Annotated in this window: 17 protein-coding genes; 15 read left to right on the top strand and 2 right to left on the bottom strand. The window is 68.5% G+C overall.

The window, feature by feature from the left end:
* The 5 genes from cobN to ACSUZC_RS11875 all read left to right on the top strand — a co-directional run bounded on the left by cobN (position 1) and on the right by ACSUZC_RS11875 (position 8418).
* Positions 1-3654 (top strand): cobaltochelatase subunit CobN, encoded by a 3654-nt coding sequence (gene cobN, locus ACSUZC_RS11855; protein WP_439032950.1) that lies wholly within the window; start codon positions 1-3, stop codon positions 3652-3654.
* Between the two features lie 120 nt (positions 3655-3774).
* Positions 3775-4278, top strand: a complete 504-nt coding sequence (locus ACSUZC_RS11860; protein ID WP_439032951.1) for an FxsA family protein — start codon at positions 3775-3777, stop codon at positions 4276-4278.
* Positions 4279-4314: 36 nt separating this feature from the next.
* Positions 4315-5949: an amidohydrolase gene (locus ACSUZC_RS11865; protein WP_439032952.1), complete on the top strand. Its 1635-nt coding sequence runs from the start codon at positions 4315-4317 to the stop codon at positions 5947-5949.
* Positions 5946-7616 carry an apolipoprotein N-acyltransferase gene (lnt, locus tag ACSUZC_RS11870; protein WP_439032953.1) on the top strand — a complete coding sequence of 557 codons (1671 nt, stop codon included), beginning with the start codon at positions 5946-5948 and terminating at the stop codon, positions 7614-7616. Before ACSUZC_RS11865 ends, lnt begins: the two co-directional genes overlap by 4 nt.
* A complete protein-coding gene (locus tag ACSUZC_RS11875; RefSeq protein ID WP_439032954.1) occupies positions 7600-8418 on the top strand; it encodes a polyprenol monophosphomannose synthase in 819 nt (272 codons plus the stop codon). The genes lnt and ACSUZC_RS11875 overlap by 17 nt, the downstream gene beginning before the upstream one ends.
* Positions 8419-8518: 100 nt before the next feature.
* On the opposite strand, the gene ACSUZC_RS11880 is transcribed toward ACSUZC_RS11875, so the two are convergent.
* The gene (locus ACSUZC_RS11880) at positions 8519-8863 is read right to left on the bottom strand and encodes an RNA polymerase-binding protein RbpA (RefSeq protein ID WP_058250448.1); all 345 of its coding nucleotides are present in this window, start codon (positions 8861-8863) and stop codon (positions 8519-8521) included.
* A 252-nt stretch (positions 8864-9115) separates the two neighbouring features.
* Here ACSUZC_RS11880 and ACSUZC_RS11885 point away from each other — a divergent pair, with 252 nt between their 5' ends.
* The 6 genes from ACSUZC_RS11885 to ACSUZC_RS11910 all read left to right on the top strand — a co-directional run bounded on the left by ACSUZC_RS11885 (position 9116) and on the right by ACSUZC_RS11910 (position 13272).
* The gene (locus ACSUZC_RS11885) at positions 9116-9397 is read left to right on the top strand and encodes a hypothetical protein (RefSeq protein ID WP_439032955.1); all 282 of its coding nucleotides are present in this window, start codon (positions 9116-9118) and stop codon (positions 9395-9397) included.
* Positions 9394-10551, top strand: a complete 1158-nt coding sequence (locus ACSUZC_RS11890; protein WP_439032956.1) for a DUF475 domain-containing protein — start codon at positions 9394-9396, stop codon at positions 10549-10551. Before ACSUZC_RS11885 ends, ACSUZC_RS11890 begins: the two co-directional genes overlap by 4 nt.
* Positions 10552-10753: 202 nt before the next feature.
* Entirely contained in the window at positions 10754-10975 is a 222-nt protein-coding gene (locus ACSUZC_RS11895) for a DUF3263 domain-containing protein (protein WP_238419451.1), read from the top strand.
* Positions 10976-11025: 50 nt separating this feature from the next.
* Entirely contained in the window at positions 11026-11349 is a 324-nt protein-coding gene (locus ACSUZC_RS11900) for a hypothetical protein (RefSeq protein ID WP_439032957.1), read from the top strand.
* Complete coding sequence (locus ACSUZC_RS11905; RefSeq protein WP_439032958.1) at positions 11346-12104, top strand: VOC family protein; 759 nt, start codon at positions 11346-11348, stop codon at positions 12102-12104. Before ACSUZC_RS11900 ends, ACSUZC_RS11905 begins: the two co-directional genes overlap by 4 nt.
* Before the next feature lie 142 nt (positions 12105-12246).
* A complete protein-coding gene (locus ACSUZC_RS11910) occupies positions 12247-13272 on the top strand; it encodes an oxygenase MpaB family protein (protein ID WP_439032959.1) in 1026 nt (341 codons plus the stop codon).
* 34 nt (positions 13273-13306) lie between these two features.
* On the opposite strand, the gene ACSUZC_RS11915 is transcribed toward ACSUZC_RS11910, so the two are convergent.
* Positions 13307-14428 carry an NAD(P)/FAD-dependent oxidoreductase gene (locus tag ACSUZC_RS11915; protein WP_439032960.1) on the bottom strand — a complete coding sequence of 374 codons (1122 nt, stop codon included), beginning with the start codon at positions 14426-14428 and terminating at the stop codon, positions 13307-13309.
* A gap of 98 nt (positions 14429-14526) precedes the next feature.
* On the opposite strand from ACSUZC_RS11915, the gene ACSUZC_RS11920 reads away from it, so the two are divergent.
* The 4 genes from ACSUZC_RS11920 to ACSUZC_RS11935 are packed head-to-tail and all read left to right on the top strand — an operon-like array spanning position 14527 to position 18346.
* Complete coding sequence (locus tag ACSUZC_RS11920) at positions 14527-15756, top strand: glucose-1-phosphate adenylyltransferase family protein (RefSeq protein ID WP_439032961.1); 1230 nt, start codon at positions 14527-14529, stop codon at positions 15754-15756.
* Positions 15753-17459 (top strand): phospho-sugar mutase, encoded by a 1707-nt coding sequence (locus tag ACSUZC_RS11925; protein ID WP_439032962.1) that lies wholly within the window; start codon positions 15753-15755, stop codon positions 17457-17459. Before ACSUZC_RS11920 ends, ACSUZC_RS11925 begins: the two co-directional genes overlap by 4 nt.
* A 25-nt stretch (positions 17460-17484) precedes the next feature.
* Positions 17485-17916: a helix-turn-helix domain-containing protein gene (locus ACSUZC_RS11930; RefSeq protein ID WP_439032963.1), complete on the top strand. Its 432-nt coding sequence runs from the start codon at positions 17485-17487 to the stop codon at positions 17914-17916.
* A gap of 19 nt (positions 17917-17935) precedes the next feature.
* Positions 17936-18346, top strand: coding sequence for a VOC family protein (locus tag ACSUZC_RS11935; RefSeq protein WP_238419459.1), 411 nt, complete (start codon positions 17936-17938; stop codon positions 18344-18346).
* Positions 18347-18520 lie beyond the last annotated feature (174 nt).

Here is an 18520-nt window from a genome sequence, read left to right on the forward strand (position 1 = left end):
ATGATCCTGCTGCTCTCGACCTCGGACACCGATCTGCTGACGGCCTCGGCCGCTCACGACCCGGAGCCCGGTTCCGCACTCGCCCCGGTCGCGTACCGCGGTGCCAACCCGTCGCGCATCCTGATCGACGACATCGCCGGCCTGGCCGCGGACGCCGACCTGATCGTCGTGCGCATCCTGGGCGGCGTGCGGGCCTGGGAGGACGGTCTCGCCGCAGTCGAGGCGACCGGGAAACCACTGGTCGTGTGTTCCGGCGAACAGCAGCCGGATCCGGACCTCATGGCGCATTCCACGGTGCCCGCAGGCGTCGCCACGCAAGCACATCACTACCTCGCCGCGGGCGGTGTCGCCAACCTGGTGAACCTGCATCACTTCCTGTCCGACACCGTCCTGCTCACCGGCAACGGTTTCGAACCACCGCATCAGACTCCGGCGTGGGGAGTGCTCGAACGGCCCTCGAGCCACGAGGCGCCCCACACCCCGACGATCGCGGTGCTGTACTACCGCGCCCAGCATCTGGCCGGCAACACCCGCTACATCGCCGCGCTCTGCGATGCCATCGAGGCCAAGGGCGCACGCGCGCTGCCGATCTTCTGTGCGTCGCTGCGCACCGCACCCGACGACCTTCTCGAGCTGCTCGGCACCGCCGATGCCCTCGTGGTCACCGTGCTGGCCGCCGGCGGCGCCACCCCGGCCACCGCATCGGCCGGCGGCGACGACGAAGCGTGGAACATCGAACGACTCGCGGCACTCGACGTCCCGATTTTGCAGGGCCTGTGCCTCACCGGGTCTCGCGCGGACTGGGAGGACAGCGACGACGGCCTGTCGCCGCTCGACGTCGCCACCCAGGTCGCCGTGCCCGAGTTCGACGGCCGCATCATCACCGTGCCGTTCTCCTTCAAGGAGTTCGACGACGACGGATTGCCCTGGTACCAGCCCGATCTCGAGCGCTGCGCGCGGGTCGCCGGCATCGCGACCGCGCACGCGCGGCTGCGGCGGACACCGGCTGCGGACAAGCGGATCGCGGTGATGCTGTCGGCCTACCCGACCAAACACGCGCGGATCGGCAACGCCGTCGGTCTCGACACCCCGCGCAGCCTGTTGCGCCTGCTGGCGGCCATGCGCGACGCCGGTTACGACATCGGGCCCGAGACCGGACCCGGGGCGGTTCCCGGTCTCGCCGACGACGATTCGGACAGGCTGATCCACGAGATCATCGCCACCGGCGGACAGGACGCCGACTGGCTGACCGAGGAGACACTGGCGGCCAATCCGATCCGTCTGTCGGCGCAGGACTATCGCACCTGGTTCGACACCCTGCCCGAGGGCCTGCGCGATGCCGTCACCGAACACTGGGGTCCCGCGCCCGGCGAGCTCTTCGTCGATCGCACACACAATTCCGATGGCGACATCGTCATCGCGGCACTGACTTTCGGCAATGTCGCGATCATGGTGCAGCCGCCGCGCGGTTTCGGCGAGAACCCGGTCGCGATCTATCACGATCCCGATCTGCCACCGTCGCACCACTACCTGGCCTCCTACCGATGGCTGGCCGCCCACGACACCGGTTTCGGCGCCGACGCGATCGTGCACGTCGGCAAGCACGGCAACCTCGAGTGGCTTCCCGGTAAGAACCTCGGGATGTCGGCGAACTGCGGTACCGACGCCGCGCTCGGCGACCTGCCGCTGGTCTACCCGTTCCTCGTCAACGACCCGGGGGAGGGTACCCAGGCGAAACGGCGCGCCCACGCGGTGCTCGTCGATCACCTGATCCCGCCGATGGCGAGGGCCGAATCCTACGGCGACATCGCACGTCTCGAGCAATTGCTCGACGAGCACGCCAACATCTCCGCGCTCGACCCGGCGAAGCTGCCGGCCATCCGTCAGCAGATCTGGACGCTGCTGACCGCGGCGAAGATGGACTCCGACCTTGGGCTGACCGAACGCCCCGACGAAGAGGTGTTCGACGACATGCTGCTGCATGTCGACGGCTGGCTCTGCGAGATCAAGGATGTGCAGATCCGCGACGGCCTGCACGTCCTGGGCGAACCGCCGCGCGACGACGCCGAGGTCGACCTCGTGCTCGCGATGCTGCGCGCCCGCCAGCTGTGGGGCGGGACGTCCGCACTGCCGGGTCTGCGGGAAGCCCTCGGACTCGTCGAGGACGGGTCGGCCGAGCGAAACACCGTCGACGCGGTCGAGGTCCAGGCCCGCGAACTCGTCGCGGCGTGCGCGAAGGACGACTGGTCGGCGACCGCCGTCGCCGAGGCCACCCGCGGCCTGCCCGACGCGGTGGGCGACGTGCTCCGCTTCGCCGCGACCGAGGTGGTGCCCCGACTCCGTCAGACCACGGGGGAGGTGCCTCGTGTGCTGCACGCCCTCGACGGTGGCTTCATCCCGGCCGGGCCGAGCGGCTCCCCGCTCCGGGGATTGATCAACGTGCTGCCCACCGGGCGCAACTTCTACTCGGTCGACCCCAAGGCGGTGCCGTCGCGACTGGCGTGGGAGACCGGCCGTGCGATGGCCGACTCCCTGCTCGAGCGCTACCTCACCGACCACGGGGAGTACCCCGCATCGGTGGGGCTCTCGGTGTGGGGGACCAGCGCCATGCGCACCTCGGGTGACGACGTCGCCGAGGTGCTCGCGCTGCTCGGCGTCATGCCGGTCTGGGATGAGATGTCGCGTCGTGTCTCCTCGCTGGAGCTGATCGGCCTCGACGAACTCGGACGCCCCCGGATCGACGTCACCGTGCGGATCTCGGGCTTCTTCCGGGACGCCTTCCCACACGTGGTGACGATGCTCGACGACGCGGTCGCGCTCGCCGCCGCCGCGGACGAACCCGACGAGCAGAACTTCGTCGCCGCCCATGTGCGCGCCGCGATGTCCGACCACGGCGACCGGCGTCGCGCGATCACTCGTGTCTTCGGCTCGAAGCCCGGCACGTACGGCGCCGGGATTCTGCAACTCATCGACTCCCGTGAATGGCGCAGCGACGAGGATCTGGCCCGCGTCTACACCGAATGGGGCGGGTACGCCTACGGCCGCGATCTCGACGGTGTACCGGCCGTCGACGACATGCGCGCCGCCTACAAACGGATCGCCGTTGCCGCGAAGAACACCGACACCCGCGAACACGACATCGCCGACTCCGACGACTACTTCCAGTACCACGGCGGGATGGTGGCCACGGTGCGGGCGCTCACCGGGAAGTCGCCCGAGGCCTACATCGGCGACAGCACCCGGCCCGATTCGGTCCGGACCCGAACGCTGTCCGAGGAGACGGCGCGTGTCTTCCGCGCCCGCGTCGTCAACCCGCGGTGGATCTCGGCGATGCAGCGCCACGGGTACAAAGGTGCGTTCGAGATGGCCGCGACCGTCGACTACCTCTTCGGTTACGACGCGACCACCGACGTCGTCGCCGACTGGATGTACGAGAAGCTCACCGAGTCCTACGTACTCGACGAGACCAATCAGCAGTTCATGCAGCGGTCGAATCCGTGGGCGCTGCACGGCATCGCCGAACGTCTGCTCGAAGCCGTCGAGCGCGACATGTGGCGCGAACCACCCGCCGAACTGCTCGACGCCCTGCGCAACGTCTACCTGCAGACCGAGGGAGACATCGAGGGCCGCGGCGAGGATTCTCCCGCCGGCTGAGTCTGGCCTTTACACCGGCTGAGCGAGCCGTCGGGAGAAAATCCGGCGCCTCGTTCGTTGACCCGACGAACGCAGACGTCAACGGGTGCCGTTCGGGTACCGAAAGACAGGTGAAGCATCATGGCTCTCCGCTACCTCGCTGTCTACGCAGTGCTGGAGATCGCCGCTTTCGTCGCGATGGTCGTGACCCTCGGCTTCGGGTGGGCGGTGCTGATCAGCATCGCCGCCGTCGTCATCGGGCTGCTGACCCTGCAGTGGCAGGGCCGCAAGGTGTTCGGTGAACTCGGCCGGGCCGCCCGCAACGAGGTCGACGCGCGCGCACCGCTCGCCGACACCGCGCTCGTCGCGGCGTCGACCCTGCTGCTGATCGTGCCCGGGGTGGTCACCACCGCGGCCGGAATCCTCCTGCTCTTCCCGCCCACCCGACGCGTTCTGCGACCGGTCGTGCTTGCCGCGGGCGAACGCCGGGTCGCCACCGCGATGGACCGCGCCGGCATGTACGCCACCGGGCTCTACGGGCGTGGCGCGACGGTCGTCGAGGGTTCCGTGGTGGAATCCGACGCCACCGGGCAGGGCACCGCCGGGGCGCACCCGGGCGTTCCCCGGCTCCCGCAGGGTCACTGAGGTCAACCGCAGGGCTGCAAGGCACACTGAACGATCGTGGCAACCCAACTGCTCCTGGGCGGTGCGGTGTACTCACCCGCTGCGCCCGACGCGACCGCGATGGCCGTGACCGACGGCACCGTCGTCTGGGTCGGGACCGATGACGTCGGACGCGCACTGCACCCCGATGCCGAGATCACAGACCTCGGAGGATTGTTCGTCAGCCCCGGTTTCGTCGATTCGCACGTTCACCTGACCTCGACCGGGCTCGGTCTGGACGGGCTGACCCTCAACGAGGCGTCGAGCCGCACGCACTGTCTGCGGCTCGTCGAGAAGGCGGTCGCCGCCGGGTCCGACGCCGAAGCGGGGGAGCTCCTCTGGGGTCTGGGTTGGGATGACTCGACCTGGGAGGGCCCCGAAGAGGCCGACGGCCGGTATCCCACGACGAGCGAGCTCGACGCCATCGTCGGAACCCGGCCGGTCTACCTCGCGCGGGTCGACGAGCATTCCGCGGTGGCATCCACGGCGCTACGCCGCCTCATCCCGGATCTGGCGGACGCCGTCGGCTATCACCCCGAGGACCCGCTCGTCGCGGAGGCCCACCACCTGGTCCGCGGTGCCGCCCGACTCCTGGTGACCGCCGCACATCGGGAACGCGCGCAGCGTCGCGCGCTCGATCTCGCCGCGGCCCACGGAGTCGTCGCCGTCCACGAGAACGGCGGACCCGACATCAGCGGCATGGACGATTTCCTCGCGCTCGGCGAGCTCGACCACCCCGTCGAGATCCGGCGCTACTGGGGACAGGCCGTCTCCGATCCCGACCATGCCCGTGAGCTGATGTCGATCACTCGCGCCGACGCCCTCGGCGGCGACCTGTTCATCGACGGGGCGATCGGCTCGCACACCGCGTGGCTGTCCGAGCCCTACACCGACGATCCGCACACCTCCGGCATCAGCTATCTCGATGCCACGCAGATCCGCGACCACCTGCGTGCCTGCACGCTCGCCGGAATCCAGGCAGGATTCCACGTCATCGGCGACGCGGCCACCGGTGTCGTCGTCGATGCCCTCACCGAACTCGCCGAGGAGCTCGGTACCCCCGCGCTCGCACGTTGCGCGCATCGGCTCGAGCACGCGGAGATGGTCACCGCGCAGGACGCCGCCGTTCTCGCGCGCTGCGGTGTCATCGCCAGCATGCAGCCGCTGTTCGACGCCGAGTGGGGAGGCCCGGGCGACCTGTACGACGCCCGGCTCGGCCCCACCCGCGCGGCAACCCTCAACGACTTCGCGATGCTCGCGAAAACCGGTGTCGCCCTGTCTTTCTCATCGGATGCGCCGGTCACGGCCATCGACCCGTGGTCGACGATCCGGGCTGCGGTGCACCACCACCAGCCGACCAACGCGATCTCCGCGCGCGGCGCCTTCGCCGCCACGACCCGCGGCGGCTGGCGGGCGGGCGGTGTCAACGACGGGGTCACCGGCACCCTCACGCCCGGTGCGCCCGCCAGTTACGCGATCTGGGAGGTCGACGACCTCGTCGTCGCGGGCTCGCACGAGAAGGTCCAGCGCTGGTCCACCGACCCCCGCTCACGCGTGCCCGCGCTGCCGGACGTCTCGCCCGGCGCGGTGCTGCCGCGCTGTGTGCGCACCGTGCACCGCGGGCGGGTTCTCCACGACCGGGACGCCGGATGACCTTCTCCACGACGTGGCTCGTCCGCACCGGCACCGCGGTCGTGGCCGGCCTGGCGATGTGGGCGGCGTTCCCCCCGCGCAACTGGTGGTTCCTCGCCGTCGTCGGCCTGGGCCTGCTGTTCGCCGCCCTGTTCGTCGGTGCTCCCCGGGTCCGCACGGGAGGCTGGGTCGGGTTCGTCTTCGGTCTCGCGTTCTTCGTACCGCTGCTGCCGTGGATCGGCGTCTATGTCGGGCCCCTGCCCTGGCTGGCGCTCGCGGCGGTACTGGCCGTCTACCTCGCGGTCTTCGGGGCCATCGCGACGGTCACGATGCGACTAGCCGCCCCGCCGGTGTGGTTCACGCTGTCGTGGGTCCTCATCGAGGCGCTGCGTTCGGCGTTCCCGTTCGGCGGGTTCCCCTGGGGCAGGGCCGCGTTCAGTCAGGTGGACGGCCCGCTGCTCCCACTCGCCTCGGTCCTGGGTGCGCCCGGACTCTCCGCCGGGGTCGCGTTGTTCGGGTCGTCGGTCGTCTGGCTGGTGGTGATTCTCGTCCGTGCCTACCGGCGCACGCCGAACATCGACGCCCCCACCGAATCCGGTGACGCACCGCCGACGGGGGAGGGCTCGTCGGGGGTCGTGCGGGTCGCGACCCTTGCGGTCGCCATCGCGCTGCTGGCCCCGATGGCGGCGATCGCGCTGACACCGGGCACCGTGGACCGCAACATCGCGACTTCGTCGGCCCGCATCGGCGCGGTGCAGGGCAACGTCCCGCGACTCGGCCTCGACTTCAACGCGCAGCGGCGCGCAGTCCTCGACAACCACGTCCGCGCCACGCTCGCCTACGGCAAGGCCGTCGACGGCGGGCGCATCGATCAGCCCGACTTCGTCCTCTGGCCCGAGAACGCGTCGGACATCTCGCCGCTGGACAACGCCGACGCGGCCGCGGAGATCACCGCGGCCTCCGAAGCGGTCAACGCCCCGATCCTGGTCGGCACCCTGATCCGCAACCCCGACGGCCGGCCCACCAACTCGGTGCTCGTGTGGGACGGTTCCCAGGGGCCGGTCGACCGTTACGACAAACACATCGTCCAACCGTTCGGCGAATACCTGCCGTGGCGGCCGTTCTTCCGACTCTTCTCGTCGTACGCCGACATGGCGGGCGACTTCCGCCCGGGGACCGGGCCGGCGGTCGTCGAGGTGCCGGGACGTTCCGGAGAGGTCACCGTCGGAGTCGCCACGTGCTGGGAGATCGCCTTCGATCGCGCCGCGCGACAGTCGGTGCGCGAAGGCGCGCAGATGTTGTTCGTGCCGACGAACAACGCGACCTTCGGACGCACCGAGATGACCTATCAGCAGTTGGCCATGTCACAGGTGCGTGCCGTCGAGCACGGCAGGTCGGTCGTCGTGGCCGCCACCAGCGGTGTGAGCGCGATCATCAACCCGGACGGCTCGATCACCCGACAGTCCGGCGTGTTCACCGCCGATGTCCTCACCGCACGACTTCCGCTGCACGATGACACCACCGTCGCGACCCGTCTGGGCCCGTGGCCGGAGGTCGTGGCGATCGTTGCGGCGGTGGCGGGGCTTTTGTTTGCGCTGCGCTCGCGTACTAGGTTCTCACTCAGACCACGCACGGCCGCCGCACGGGCGACCGGGACAACGAAGGAGCTCGATGGCATCGGGGATTGACGCCACGGCAGGGCAGCGGCTGCCCGACGACCCGCCGCAACCCGTGGTCGGTGGAGACGGTACGGGTGCGCTGGTCGTCGTGCCGACATTCAACGAGCGTGACAACCTGCCGCTCATCGTGGCGCGTCTGCACGACGTCCTGCCCGGTGCCCATGTCCTGGTCGTCGACGACTCGAGCCCGGACGGGACCGGCGAGGTCGCCGACGAACTGGCGCGCGCGGACGAGACGGAACGAGTGCACGTCCTCCACCGGGTGGAGAAGGACGGCCTCGGCAAGGCGTATCTGGCCGGATTCGCCTGGGGACTCGGCCGGGACTACCCCGTCATCGTCGAGATGGATGCCGACGGAAGCCACGCTCCCGAGCAGCTGCACCGCCTGTTCGATGCCATCAACGACGGTGCGGACCTCGTCATCGGCTCCCGGTACGTTCCGGGGGGCAAGCTCGTCAACTGGCCGAAACGGCGCGAGTTCCTCTCCCGCGGCGCCAACACCTACGCCCGGATCGCCCTCGGCGCCCGGGTGCACGACATCACCGCCGGCTTCCGCGCGTATCGGCGCATCGTCTTGGAGAAGATCGAGCTCGACACCGTCGAGTCGGCGGGCTATTGCTTCCAGATCGACCTCGCCTGGCGCACGGTGCGGGCCGGCTTCGACGTACGGGAGGTGCCCATCACCTTCACCGAACGCGAGATCGGCGTCTCCAAGATGAGCGGCGGCGTGATGTCGGAAGCGTTCACGATGGTCGCCCGCTGGGGTGTGCAGAGCCGACTCGAACGCTGGGGCCTCGTCAACTCGCGGTAGCGCCCTCGCGGCCCGGATTCAGACAGACCAAGACCCGACCAAAAAAGACTCGACCCGGCAGGATTACCCTGCCGGGTCGATGTCGTCGTGGGCGACGGTGTCAGTTGGTGATGCCCTTGCGCCGCTGCTTGAGCAGGTCGAGCCGCTCGTTCAGCAGAACCTCGAGCTCTTCCTCGCTGCGTCGTTCGAGCAGCATGTCCCAGTGCGTACGCGGCGGTTTGGTCTTCTTCTCCTCGGGCTCGGCGCCCTCGAGGATGGTGCCCTCCATACCGTTCTTGCACGGCCACTTCGACGGGACCTCCGCGTCATCGGCGAACGGCACGTCGAAGATCTCGCCGTTGTCGGTGCGGTACTGGACGATGCGTCGCGGCGCGAGGTCGTGGTCGCGATCGGTCTCGTAGCTCACCGCGCCGAGGCGGCTACCCCGAAGTACTCGATCTGCCATGAAAGGATTCCTCTCAGCTTCGTCGGATTTCTCGGTCTGCCGGGAAATCTCTGTTGCTTGCTCCGCGTGCGATTCGCACGACTGAGTGGTCAACAGACATATTCTACGCGCTTGTGTGCGTGACATCGCCATCGGCGACGTTCCGTGTTGTCGCGCGACTCCTGGACGGCGGCCGCACGGTACGGTCTCGGTGTGGAACCTGGCTACCCTCACCGTCGCCGGCCATATTCGTGCGCGTGGTGTGGCCGCACCATGGTCGACTCCGACCTGGGGCGTCGTCGCAAGTATTGCAAGCGTTCCTGCAGGCAGCGAGCTTACGAACAGAGAACGCTGCTGGAGGGCACATCCATTCCCGCTGACGCCGTCATCCTGTCGTCGGCTGAGGCAGCCGATTTCGGGGACCGGATGTTCGCTCTGCGCTGCGCCGCCGAAGACCTGGGTACGGCGGTGGCCGAGCGCGCCGACCACGACGTCCTCGCCGATCTCGCCGAGACGCTGCTCGACCTCGCTCGCGATGCCGAGAAGCTGCGATGATCGCGCGCATCTTCGGCCCGTCGCTGGTCGTCACCCTGATCGCGATGGCGATCGCCTACCTCTACCTCGGCTGGACCGGACTCGCCCTGTGCGCGATCCTCGGTGTTCTGGAGGTGTCGCTGTCCTTCGACAACGCCGTCATCAATGCGACGATCCTTGAACGGATGAGCGCGTTCTGGCAGCGCATGTTCCTCACGGTCGGCGTGCTCATCGCCGTGTTCGGCATGCGTCTGCTCTTCCCGCTGCTCATCGTCTGGGTGACCGGGAACCTCAACCCCGTCGAGGCCCTGGACCTGGCGATGAACCCGCCTCCCGAGGGCCAGACGCACTTCGCCGACGGGCAGCCGAGCTACGAGACGATCCTGACCGACGCACACCCCCAGATCGCCGCCTTCGGTGGCATGTTCCTTCTGCTGCTGTTCCTCAACTTCGTGCTCACCGAACGGCGACACACCTGGCTGACCTGGCTGGAACGGCCGCTGGCCGCACTCGGCAAGCTCGACCAGCTCGCGGTCATCCTCGCCGCGGGTGCATTGGTGCTCGCCGCGGAGTACCTCGCCCCCGACGAGATCCGCGCCACCGTCCTGATCGCCGGAATCCTCGGGATGATCACCTACCTCACGGTCGACGGACTCAGCGCACTGTTCATGTCGGACGCCCCCGAGGACGATGACGACGCCGATGGCGGTGAGGGTGACCAGGGCGCGAGTGAGGGTGAGCGCACGAAATCGGGTCGGGCCGGGCCGACGCCCGTCACCGTCGCGACCGGCAAGGCCGGGTTCTTCCTGTTCCTCTACCTCGAGGTGCTCGATGCGTCGTTCTCCTTCGACGGCGTCATCGGGGCGTTCGCGATCACCTCGGACCCGATCATCATCGCGCTCGGCCTGGGCTTCATCGGTGCGATGTTCGTGCGGTCGATCACCATCTACCTGGTCCGCAAGGGAACGCTGGGGGAGTACCGATACCTGGAGCACGGAGCGCACTGGGCGATCGGTGCCCTGGCCGTCATCCTGCTGATCAGCATCGAGATCGAGATCAACGAGGTCATCACCGGACTCGTCGGCGTGGCCTTCATCGGGGCGTCGCTGGCGAGCAGCATCCACGCGAACCGGCGGGACGCGCGGGCAGAGCAGGCCAAAACGGTCGGGGTCTGAGGGCCAGAAACCCGCGGCTTCCGAACTCGAGATGAACGTCGGCGGGATGTTTGGAATCACTGTGGGCCGCCGCCTGTTTTCTGTCGTCCGACCGGTGTACAAATAACGGCGTCGGTGACGTGTGTCACGCGAGAACCGTAGCCAGACGGTCCGCGGCACCACGTCCGGGTAGTAGGTCGAAAACGCAGATTCGGTGGTGTTCATGGACAGCAAGCAGCAGCAGATGATCCGGTTCGAGACGGACTGGTACCCGCTGGGAGGTGGCTCCTCGCGGCAGATCGTCGAGGAGTTCGGCCTGACCGATCGAGATTTCTTCTCGGAGGTCAACCGACTGGTCGACGCCGACCCACCCGCCGCGCTGAGTGCTGCGGAGCTGCGCCGCATGCGTGAGGTCATCCGTCGTCGGCTGTGGATGGCACGCTGACGCGGACCCGCTGAGTTCGGTCGCCCACCGGCGCGGGGGATAATCGGGCGGTGCCTTTCTCCGACGACGATCTCGAATCGTTCTACCGCGAGATCGAGGCACGCACCGCATCGCGTGATCAGCCGCGACGCAGCCACCGCGGGGGCATCGACTATCCGGCCTGCCCGACGCCCGACAAGCTGCCGTTCGCCTCACCCGCGGACGCGCGCGACGGTATCGATCGCCTCCGCCGTCACATCATCGGCAACGCCCCCGATCTCCGGTACTACGAATGCAGCTGTGGCGCTTGGCACATCACCAGTTCGGCACAGCTGATCCACCGTCGGGTCCCGCCGCCGTCCGTGCGACGTCGTAAAGGTAAGAAGAAGCGGTGACTCCTGCGTCCTCCGGGCCCATCGTCCTCGTCGACCTCACGTGCGCCGAGCCGGCCTCGTCGGCCGCTGCCTACCAGCGGCTCCTGGACCGGCCGGTGGTCGCCTCGGCTGCCGAGGACCAACGGTTCGCCGTGAGGGTCGGCAACACCGCACTCCACCTCGGTGCATCGGAACGGGAGTCGTCGGCGGGGACCGGCGAGCACGGCGTGTACTTCATCGTCGACGACTCCGCGGCCGTCGGGCGACTGCTCGCCCGACGCAACCATCCGGTGACCCCGTCGCCCCTCGGACTGATCGGTGACCGGCCTCGCCTCGGGGTCGTCGACCGAGAGGCGCAGACCATTCCGCGCGACGGTCCGGCCGTTCGTGACGGCGATCTCACCGGCCTCGACCACCTCGTGTTCACCTGCGGCAGCCGCGATGCGGCCGTCGCGTTGTTCGCCGGCACCTTCGATCTCGACTTCCGGCTCGATCAGAGGATCGCCACCGACAGCCGACAGTTGTTCTTCCGGCGCGGCGACCTCATTGTCGAGGTCGTGGCCACCCCCGATCCGCAGCCGGCCGCTGAGCCGTCGGTCGTGCTGTGGGGTGTGGCATGGCGTTCGGCCGACGTCGACGCCTCGCACGCCCGCCTGACCGAGGCCGGATTCGACCTCAGCGACGTGCGTACCGGTCGCAAACGCGGTACCCGGATCTTCACGGTGCGCGACCGCGAACTGGCCACCCGCACGGTGGTGATCGGGCCCGCCGACTGACTCGGCAGGCCCTCTCACCTCGGTCGATTCCCGACCACACAACCCGGAAAACGCCAAACGGTGGGTTTTCGCACCCTCCTGAGCTAATCTGACTACAAATGTTGTCGAAATCCACTTTGCCGAGAACGACGTTGGGGGCACCATGACCGCGGTACACGAAGAACCGACATCGACCGACCTCACCGCAGCGGGACCAGCGGCACCGGCGACACCGGGCACCGAGGAGACAGTTCCTGTCGAGCCGCTGCTCAACCATCGTGACGACGAGATCGAGCTGATCCCGCCGGAGTCGCTCACCGCCAAGCTCACCGGCATGTACACATTCCTGCCGATCAACGGTGCGGCTTTCGTCATGCAGGTGATGCATCCGGTCATCGGCGACGTGGTCGGCAAGTACTCGGTCTTCCGCACCGATCCCGTCGGACGGGCCATCAGGTCGGCCGACTCGGTGCTCCGCTGGACCTACGGGGGCCAGGAGGCACTCGAGGAGGGCAAGCGCCTGCGCAGACTCCACCAGCCGCTACAGATGCGTAACTCGGAGGGCAAGCACATCAGCGCGCTGAATCCGGAGGCGTACGCGTGGGTCATCGCCACGGCGTTCCCCACGATCGAGACCGCGGCGCCGCTGGTACTCGGTCGCCACTTCACTCTCGAAGAGCGCAAGGAACTGCTCCGCGACAACCGACGGATCGCCAAGATCGTCCAGGTGCCGATGAAGGGATACCCGGAAACCCTCGAGGAGTTCGACGAGTACTTCGACGATTTCATCGAGAACAAGCTGGTCCGTCACCCCGTCGCGCTCGAACTGATCGATCAGATGCGCGCGGCTCCCGTCATCCCGAAGTCGGTACCCAAGGCGCTGCGGCCCGCGGTCAAGAAGGCGGCAGCCACCGCATCGGTGCCGTTCCAGAACTTCAACTACCTCACCACCGTCGGCGTGATGGACCCCCGTGTCCGTGAGATCCTCGGTCTGACCTGGACCGACGCCGAGCAGCGTCATCTCGAGCGAATTCATCGAAACCTGCGTTTCGCCTACCGCGCGCTGCCCGAGCGCCTGACGTACTTCCCGCTGGCCTATCACGCCCGTCGCCATCACGACGCGATCCAGGCCATGAAGGTGCGCGAGCAGGCGAGTGCCGCCTACCAGTACGGATCGAAGAAGGGCTGACCGCGCAGCCTCACACCATTCTTCGTCGGGTTGGTCACGTCGTCGGGGGCGCGACCAACCCGACGACGTGTTCACCGATCGCCGGCGACGCGGTGATGCCGGGAGACTCGATGCCGAAGAGATTGACCAATCCGTCGACACCGTGAGTCTCCGGGCCCGCGATGACGAAGTCACCAGGGGGCTCACCCCGTCCCGCGACCTTGGGACGAACCCCTGCGTAGTTCGGAACCAGGGCGCCCGTGGGCATCTCGGGCCAGTAGGTGCGGATCGCGTGCTCGAACGCGTGCACCCGAGAGGTGTCGACGGAATAGTCGATCGCCTCGGGTGACGTGGTCTCGTCGAGCCACTCCACATCGGGACCGAACCTGGCCGAGCCGGTGAGGTCCATCGTGAAGTGCACTCCGAGCCCGCCGTCGGACGGCACGGGGTAGATCAGGTGCCGGAACGGTGCGGGCGCGCCGGACAAGCCGAAGTAGTTGCCTTTGGCCAGCCGGCGTGGGGGGATGGGGTCGTCGAATCCGGTGAGCGATCGGGCGACGTCCCATGCGCCGAGTCCGGCGCAGTTGACGAGCAGACGACCGGTCGCCTCGCCGTTGGTGGTCTCCACGGTGAACCCGTCGCGACCGACGCGGCCACCGATCACCTTGCTGCGCAGCGCGATCGCACCGCCGGCGGCTTCGAGATCGAGTCGAAACGCCCGGACGATGCCGTCGACGTCGACGATGCCCGTCGACGGTGAGAACAGCGCGCCGGCACCTGCGACCGCCGGTTCCCGCTCCCGCAACTCCGCCGGCCCGATGAGTCGCAGGTCGCCGACCCCGTTGGCCGTGCCCAGGCGCATCAGATCCCCGAGACGCCCGAGCTGTGCGGCATCGGCGGCCACGATGAGTTTGCCGGGTTGCCTGCGGGTCACGCCGTGCTCGTCGCAGTATCGCGTCAGCAGTTCGCGTCCACGGACGCAGAAGCGGGCCTTCAGGCTGCCCCGGGGATAGTAGATCCCGGCGTGGAGAACCTCGGAGCTTCTCGACGTCGTCTGGGTGCCAACGGTTTCCGCCGACTCGAGCACGACGACCTCGAGCCCTCGGCGCGCGCAGGCACGTGCCACGGCGAGCCCCACGATGCCGCCACCCACGACCAGGCAGTCGGTCTTGGTCACGGTGGTCCTCTCGATTGTTGCGAGAACTGCGCCGGGTTTTCCGAGAACTGGAGCCAAGCTATCCGAGAGCCGGCAGCTGCGTGGGGCAGACTGGGCTGATGCGGCATTCAGATGTTCTCGCGATCGTGCAGGCCGGTGGGCGTGGTTCCCGGATGGAGGTTCTGACGGATCGGCGGGCCAAGCCGGCACTCCCGTTCGCCGGGAACTACCAGCTCATCGACTTTCCGCTGTCGAATCTGCACCACAGTCACATCGACGATGTCTGGCTGTGCGTGCAGTACGAGGCGGAGACGATCACCGAGCTCGTGGCCGGCGGTCGTCCGTGGGACCTCGATCGCACGAGCGGCGGGTTGCGGATCGTGATGCCCGAGGAGACCGACGCGCCCGAGACCGAGGACGGATTCGCCACCGGCAACGCAGACCTGCTGTATCGCATCCGCCACCGGATCGCCGATCACCGGCCCGCCGAGGTCATCGTGATGAGTGCCGACCACGTCTACGACTTCGACTTCCGTGACGCCCTCGAGACCCACCGCCGCCGTGAGGCCGAATGCACCGTCGTCACCACCACCTGTCCGCTCGACGAAGCCACGCAACACGCCACAGTCACGAGTCGTCGTGACGGCACGGTCCGCGAGTTCCGGTACAAGCCGGACCGCGCGACGACCCGCACGATCGCCACCGAGATCTTCATCTACGACCCGGCGGTCCTGATCGAGGGCCTGGAGTATCTGGCGAGCCAGACGTCGGCCGGAACCGCTAAAGACGACACCGGCCTCGGCGACTTCGGCGAGCATCTCCTGCCGTGGTTCGTCGACCGGGGCAAGACGGTTGCGCACGCGATGCCCGGGTACTGGATCGACGCGGGTCGGCCGGAGACCTATCTACAGGCGCATCGCGACCTGATCGGCGGGTCCCTCGACGTCTTCCGCACCGATCGGCCGATCCTCACCCGCCAGCCGCAACGCCCGGCCGCGCGCGTGGAGTCAGGCGCCGTGATCGAGGACAGCCTGGTCAGTAGCGGGGCACACATCCGCGGAACCGTTCGTCGCAGCGTTCTCGGACCCGGTGTCGTCGTGGAGAAGGGTGCGGTCGTCGCCGACTCGGTCATCTTCGCCGACGCGGTGGTCGGTGCGGGCGCGTCGATCGCGTGGTCGGTGCTCGACGAGCGTGTGCGCGTGGGGCCGGGTGCGACCGTCGGCGGGCACCCACGCACGCGGCCGGTGCCGACCGACAAGATAACGCTCGTCGGCATGGACACCCAGATCCTGCGGAACGCCCGCGTCGCGCTCGGTGATCGAGTCGAGCCGGGTCGGCGGATCCGTTGACAGGTACCGGCGCCGGGAGCGAAGCGAGCGGGCCTAGCACTCTCGCTCGGGCGCGGCTCTGGCGGGATCACGATCCCGACCCCGAGACCCGCGCGCGACTCACCGATCTCATCGACGCCGCAACAGGCGGCGACGCCCGTGCCGTCGCCGACCTCGAGTCGCGTTTCCGAGGCCCGCTGACCTTTGGGACCGCCGGGTTGCGCGGCGAGGTCGGCGCGGGGGAGACCCGGATGAACGTCGCGGTTGTCACCCGCGCGACGGCGGGCCTGGCCCGATATCTGAGCGACACCGTCGGGCCTGATGCTCGTGTCGTGGTCGGTTGCGATGCCCGACACGGCTCTGACGACTTCTTCGATGCCACCACCGAAGTGCTTGCCGCGCAGGGCTTCACCGTGTTCGCGCTGCCACGGCGGTTGCCTACGCCGCTGACCGCGTATGCCACCCGGGCGCTCGACTGCGATGCGGGCGTGATGATCACCGCGTCGCACAACCCGCCTGCCGACAACGGGTACAAGGTCTATCTCGGCGCCCGGGCCACCGACGAGTCGGGGCGGGGCGTGCAGATCGTCTCACCCGCCGACGCCGACATCGCGGACCGGATCGCGCAGGCGCCTCCTGCGGACGAGGTTCCTCGGGATCGGGACGCCGTGATCGGTGTCGGTGAGGACACCGTGGGGGACTACGTCCGCCGCACCGCGGGGTTGCGTGCAGACCCCGACCCCTGCCCGGTGCGCGTCGTGCTGACGCCGCTGCACGGGGTCGGCGGAACAGTGGCCCGTGAGGTTCTCCGGTCCGCCGGAATCGACGACGTCCACTCCGTCGCAGCACAATTCGCGCCCGACCCGGACTTTCCGACGGTCGCGTTCCCGAACCCGGAGGAACCCGGCGCCCTCGACCTCGCGCTCGACCTCGCCCGGGAGGTGCGCGCGGACGTCGTGATCGCGCTCGATCCCGACGCGGACCGGTGTTCGGTCGCGACGCCCTCGGGCGACGGCAGCTGGCGGCAGCTCACCGGCGACGAGATCGGGTGGTTGCTGGGGGAGCAGGCCGCACAGGATCCGACGCGCGATGGCGACACCCTCGCGTGTTCGATCGTGTCGAGCCGGTTGCTGGGAAAGATCGCCGCCCATCACGGTCTGCGTTTCTCGGCCACTCTCACCGGTTTCAAGTGGATCGCCCGAACCCCGGGGTTGCGCTTCGGATACGAGGAGGCGATCGGCTACTGCACCGATCCGCTGAGCGTTCGTGACAAGGACGGGATCGGGGCGATGGTCCGCGTCATCGGGCTCGTCGAATCCCTGGCCCGGCGGGGCCGCACGCTCACCGACGCGCTGGACGCGCTGGCACGCCGGCACGGATTCCACGCCACCGCACCGATGAGCATCCGGGTCGAGGACACCGACCGGATCGGGTCGATGATGCGACGGCTCCGGTCCGCGGAGATCGGCGACCTCGCCGGTTCGCGGGTCGTCGAGATCGAGGATCTCTCATCGGGTTCGGCCGATCTGCCGCCGACCGACGCGCTGGTCGTCCGCACCGCCGCCGACGACCGGGTGATCGTCCGGCCGTCGGGCACCGAACCGAAACTGAAGTGCTATCTCGAGGTGGTTCTCGACTGTCCAGACGGTGCGATACCCCGTGACGAGGCGGCACGGCGTCTCGAGGTGCTGTCGAACGATGTCGCCGCTTTGCTCGGAGTCTGACGAGTGGCGGCACTACGATCGGTCTGTGCCGCGTACCGACTCCGACCAGCGCCTGCGGGATCTGACTCTGCTCAGACAGGTCCGTGACCGCATCGACCGCGAGTATGCACAGCCGCTCGACGTCGAGGCACTGGCGCGGGGGGTGAACATGTCCGCGGGACATCTGAGCCGCAAGTTCCGCCAGACCTACGGCGAATCCCCGCATTCGTATCTGATGACCCGCCGGATCGAACGCGCGATGACCCTGCTGCGCCGCGGCGACCTCAGTGTCACCGAGGTCTGTTTCGAGGTCGGATGTTCGTCGTTGGGAACCTTCAGCACTCGTTTCACCGAACTCGTCGGGGTGCCGCCGACGGTGTATCGCGAACAGTCCGCCGATGCCACGGACGGCATCCCGGCATGCCTGGCGAAGAACATCACGAGACCGATCAGGAATCGAGAAGCGCAGCGCCGGTGAGGGTGCCTAGCCTGATCCCATGAACATCACCATCCAGTACACCTTCCTCCCGCACACCGACGGCGACGCCGCGCTCGGCTTCTACCGCGACCTCCTCGGATTCGAACTCCGCAAGGACGTCGGCTACGAGGGCATGCGATGGCTCACCGTCGGCCCGCCGGGACAGCCGGGCACGTCGATCGTTCTGCACCCGCCGGCCGCCGACCCCGGCATCACCGATGAGGAACGCCAGACCATCCTCGAGTTGATCGCCAAGGGCAGCTACGGGGCGGTCACCCTCGCCACCGACGATCTCGACGGGCTGTTCGAGAAGCTGCAGGCGAGCGGCGTCGACATCGTGCAGGAGCCGATGGACCAGCCGTACGGCGTCCGCGACGCCGCCGTCCGTGACCCGGCGGGCAACCTCATTCGCATCGATCAGGCGAGCTGAGACATGTGCGGTCCCGGTCGATGTCCGCCTCCCCAGGCCGTCGACACGGTCGTCGCCGTGGAACACGCCGCGGCGGCGACCCGCGCCCTGGTTAGATCGACCGGGAGTCCGCACGTTCGCCACGCGGATCCGAGTCCCGTTCACAGCGCCGACCCAGCACCGTCGGTCGCCGCC

It is taken from the genome of Gordonia terrae (genome assembly GCF_051789125.1).
In the GTDB taxonomy this organism is placed as follows: domain Bacteria; phylum Actinomycetota; class Actinomycetes; order Mycobacteriales; family Mycobacteriaceae; genus Gordonia; species Gordonia terrae_A.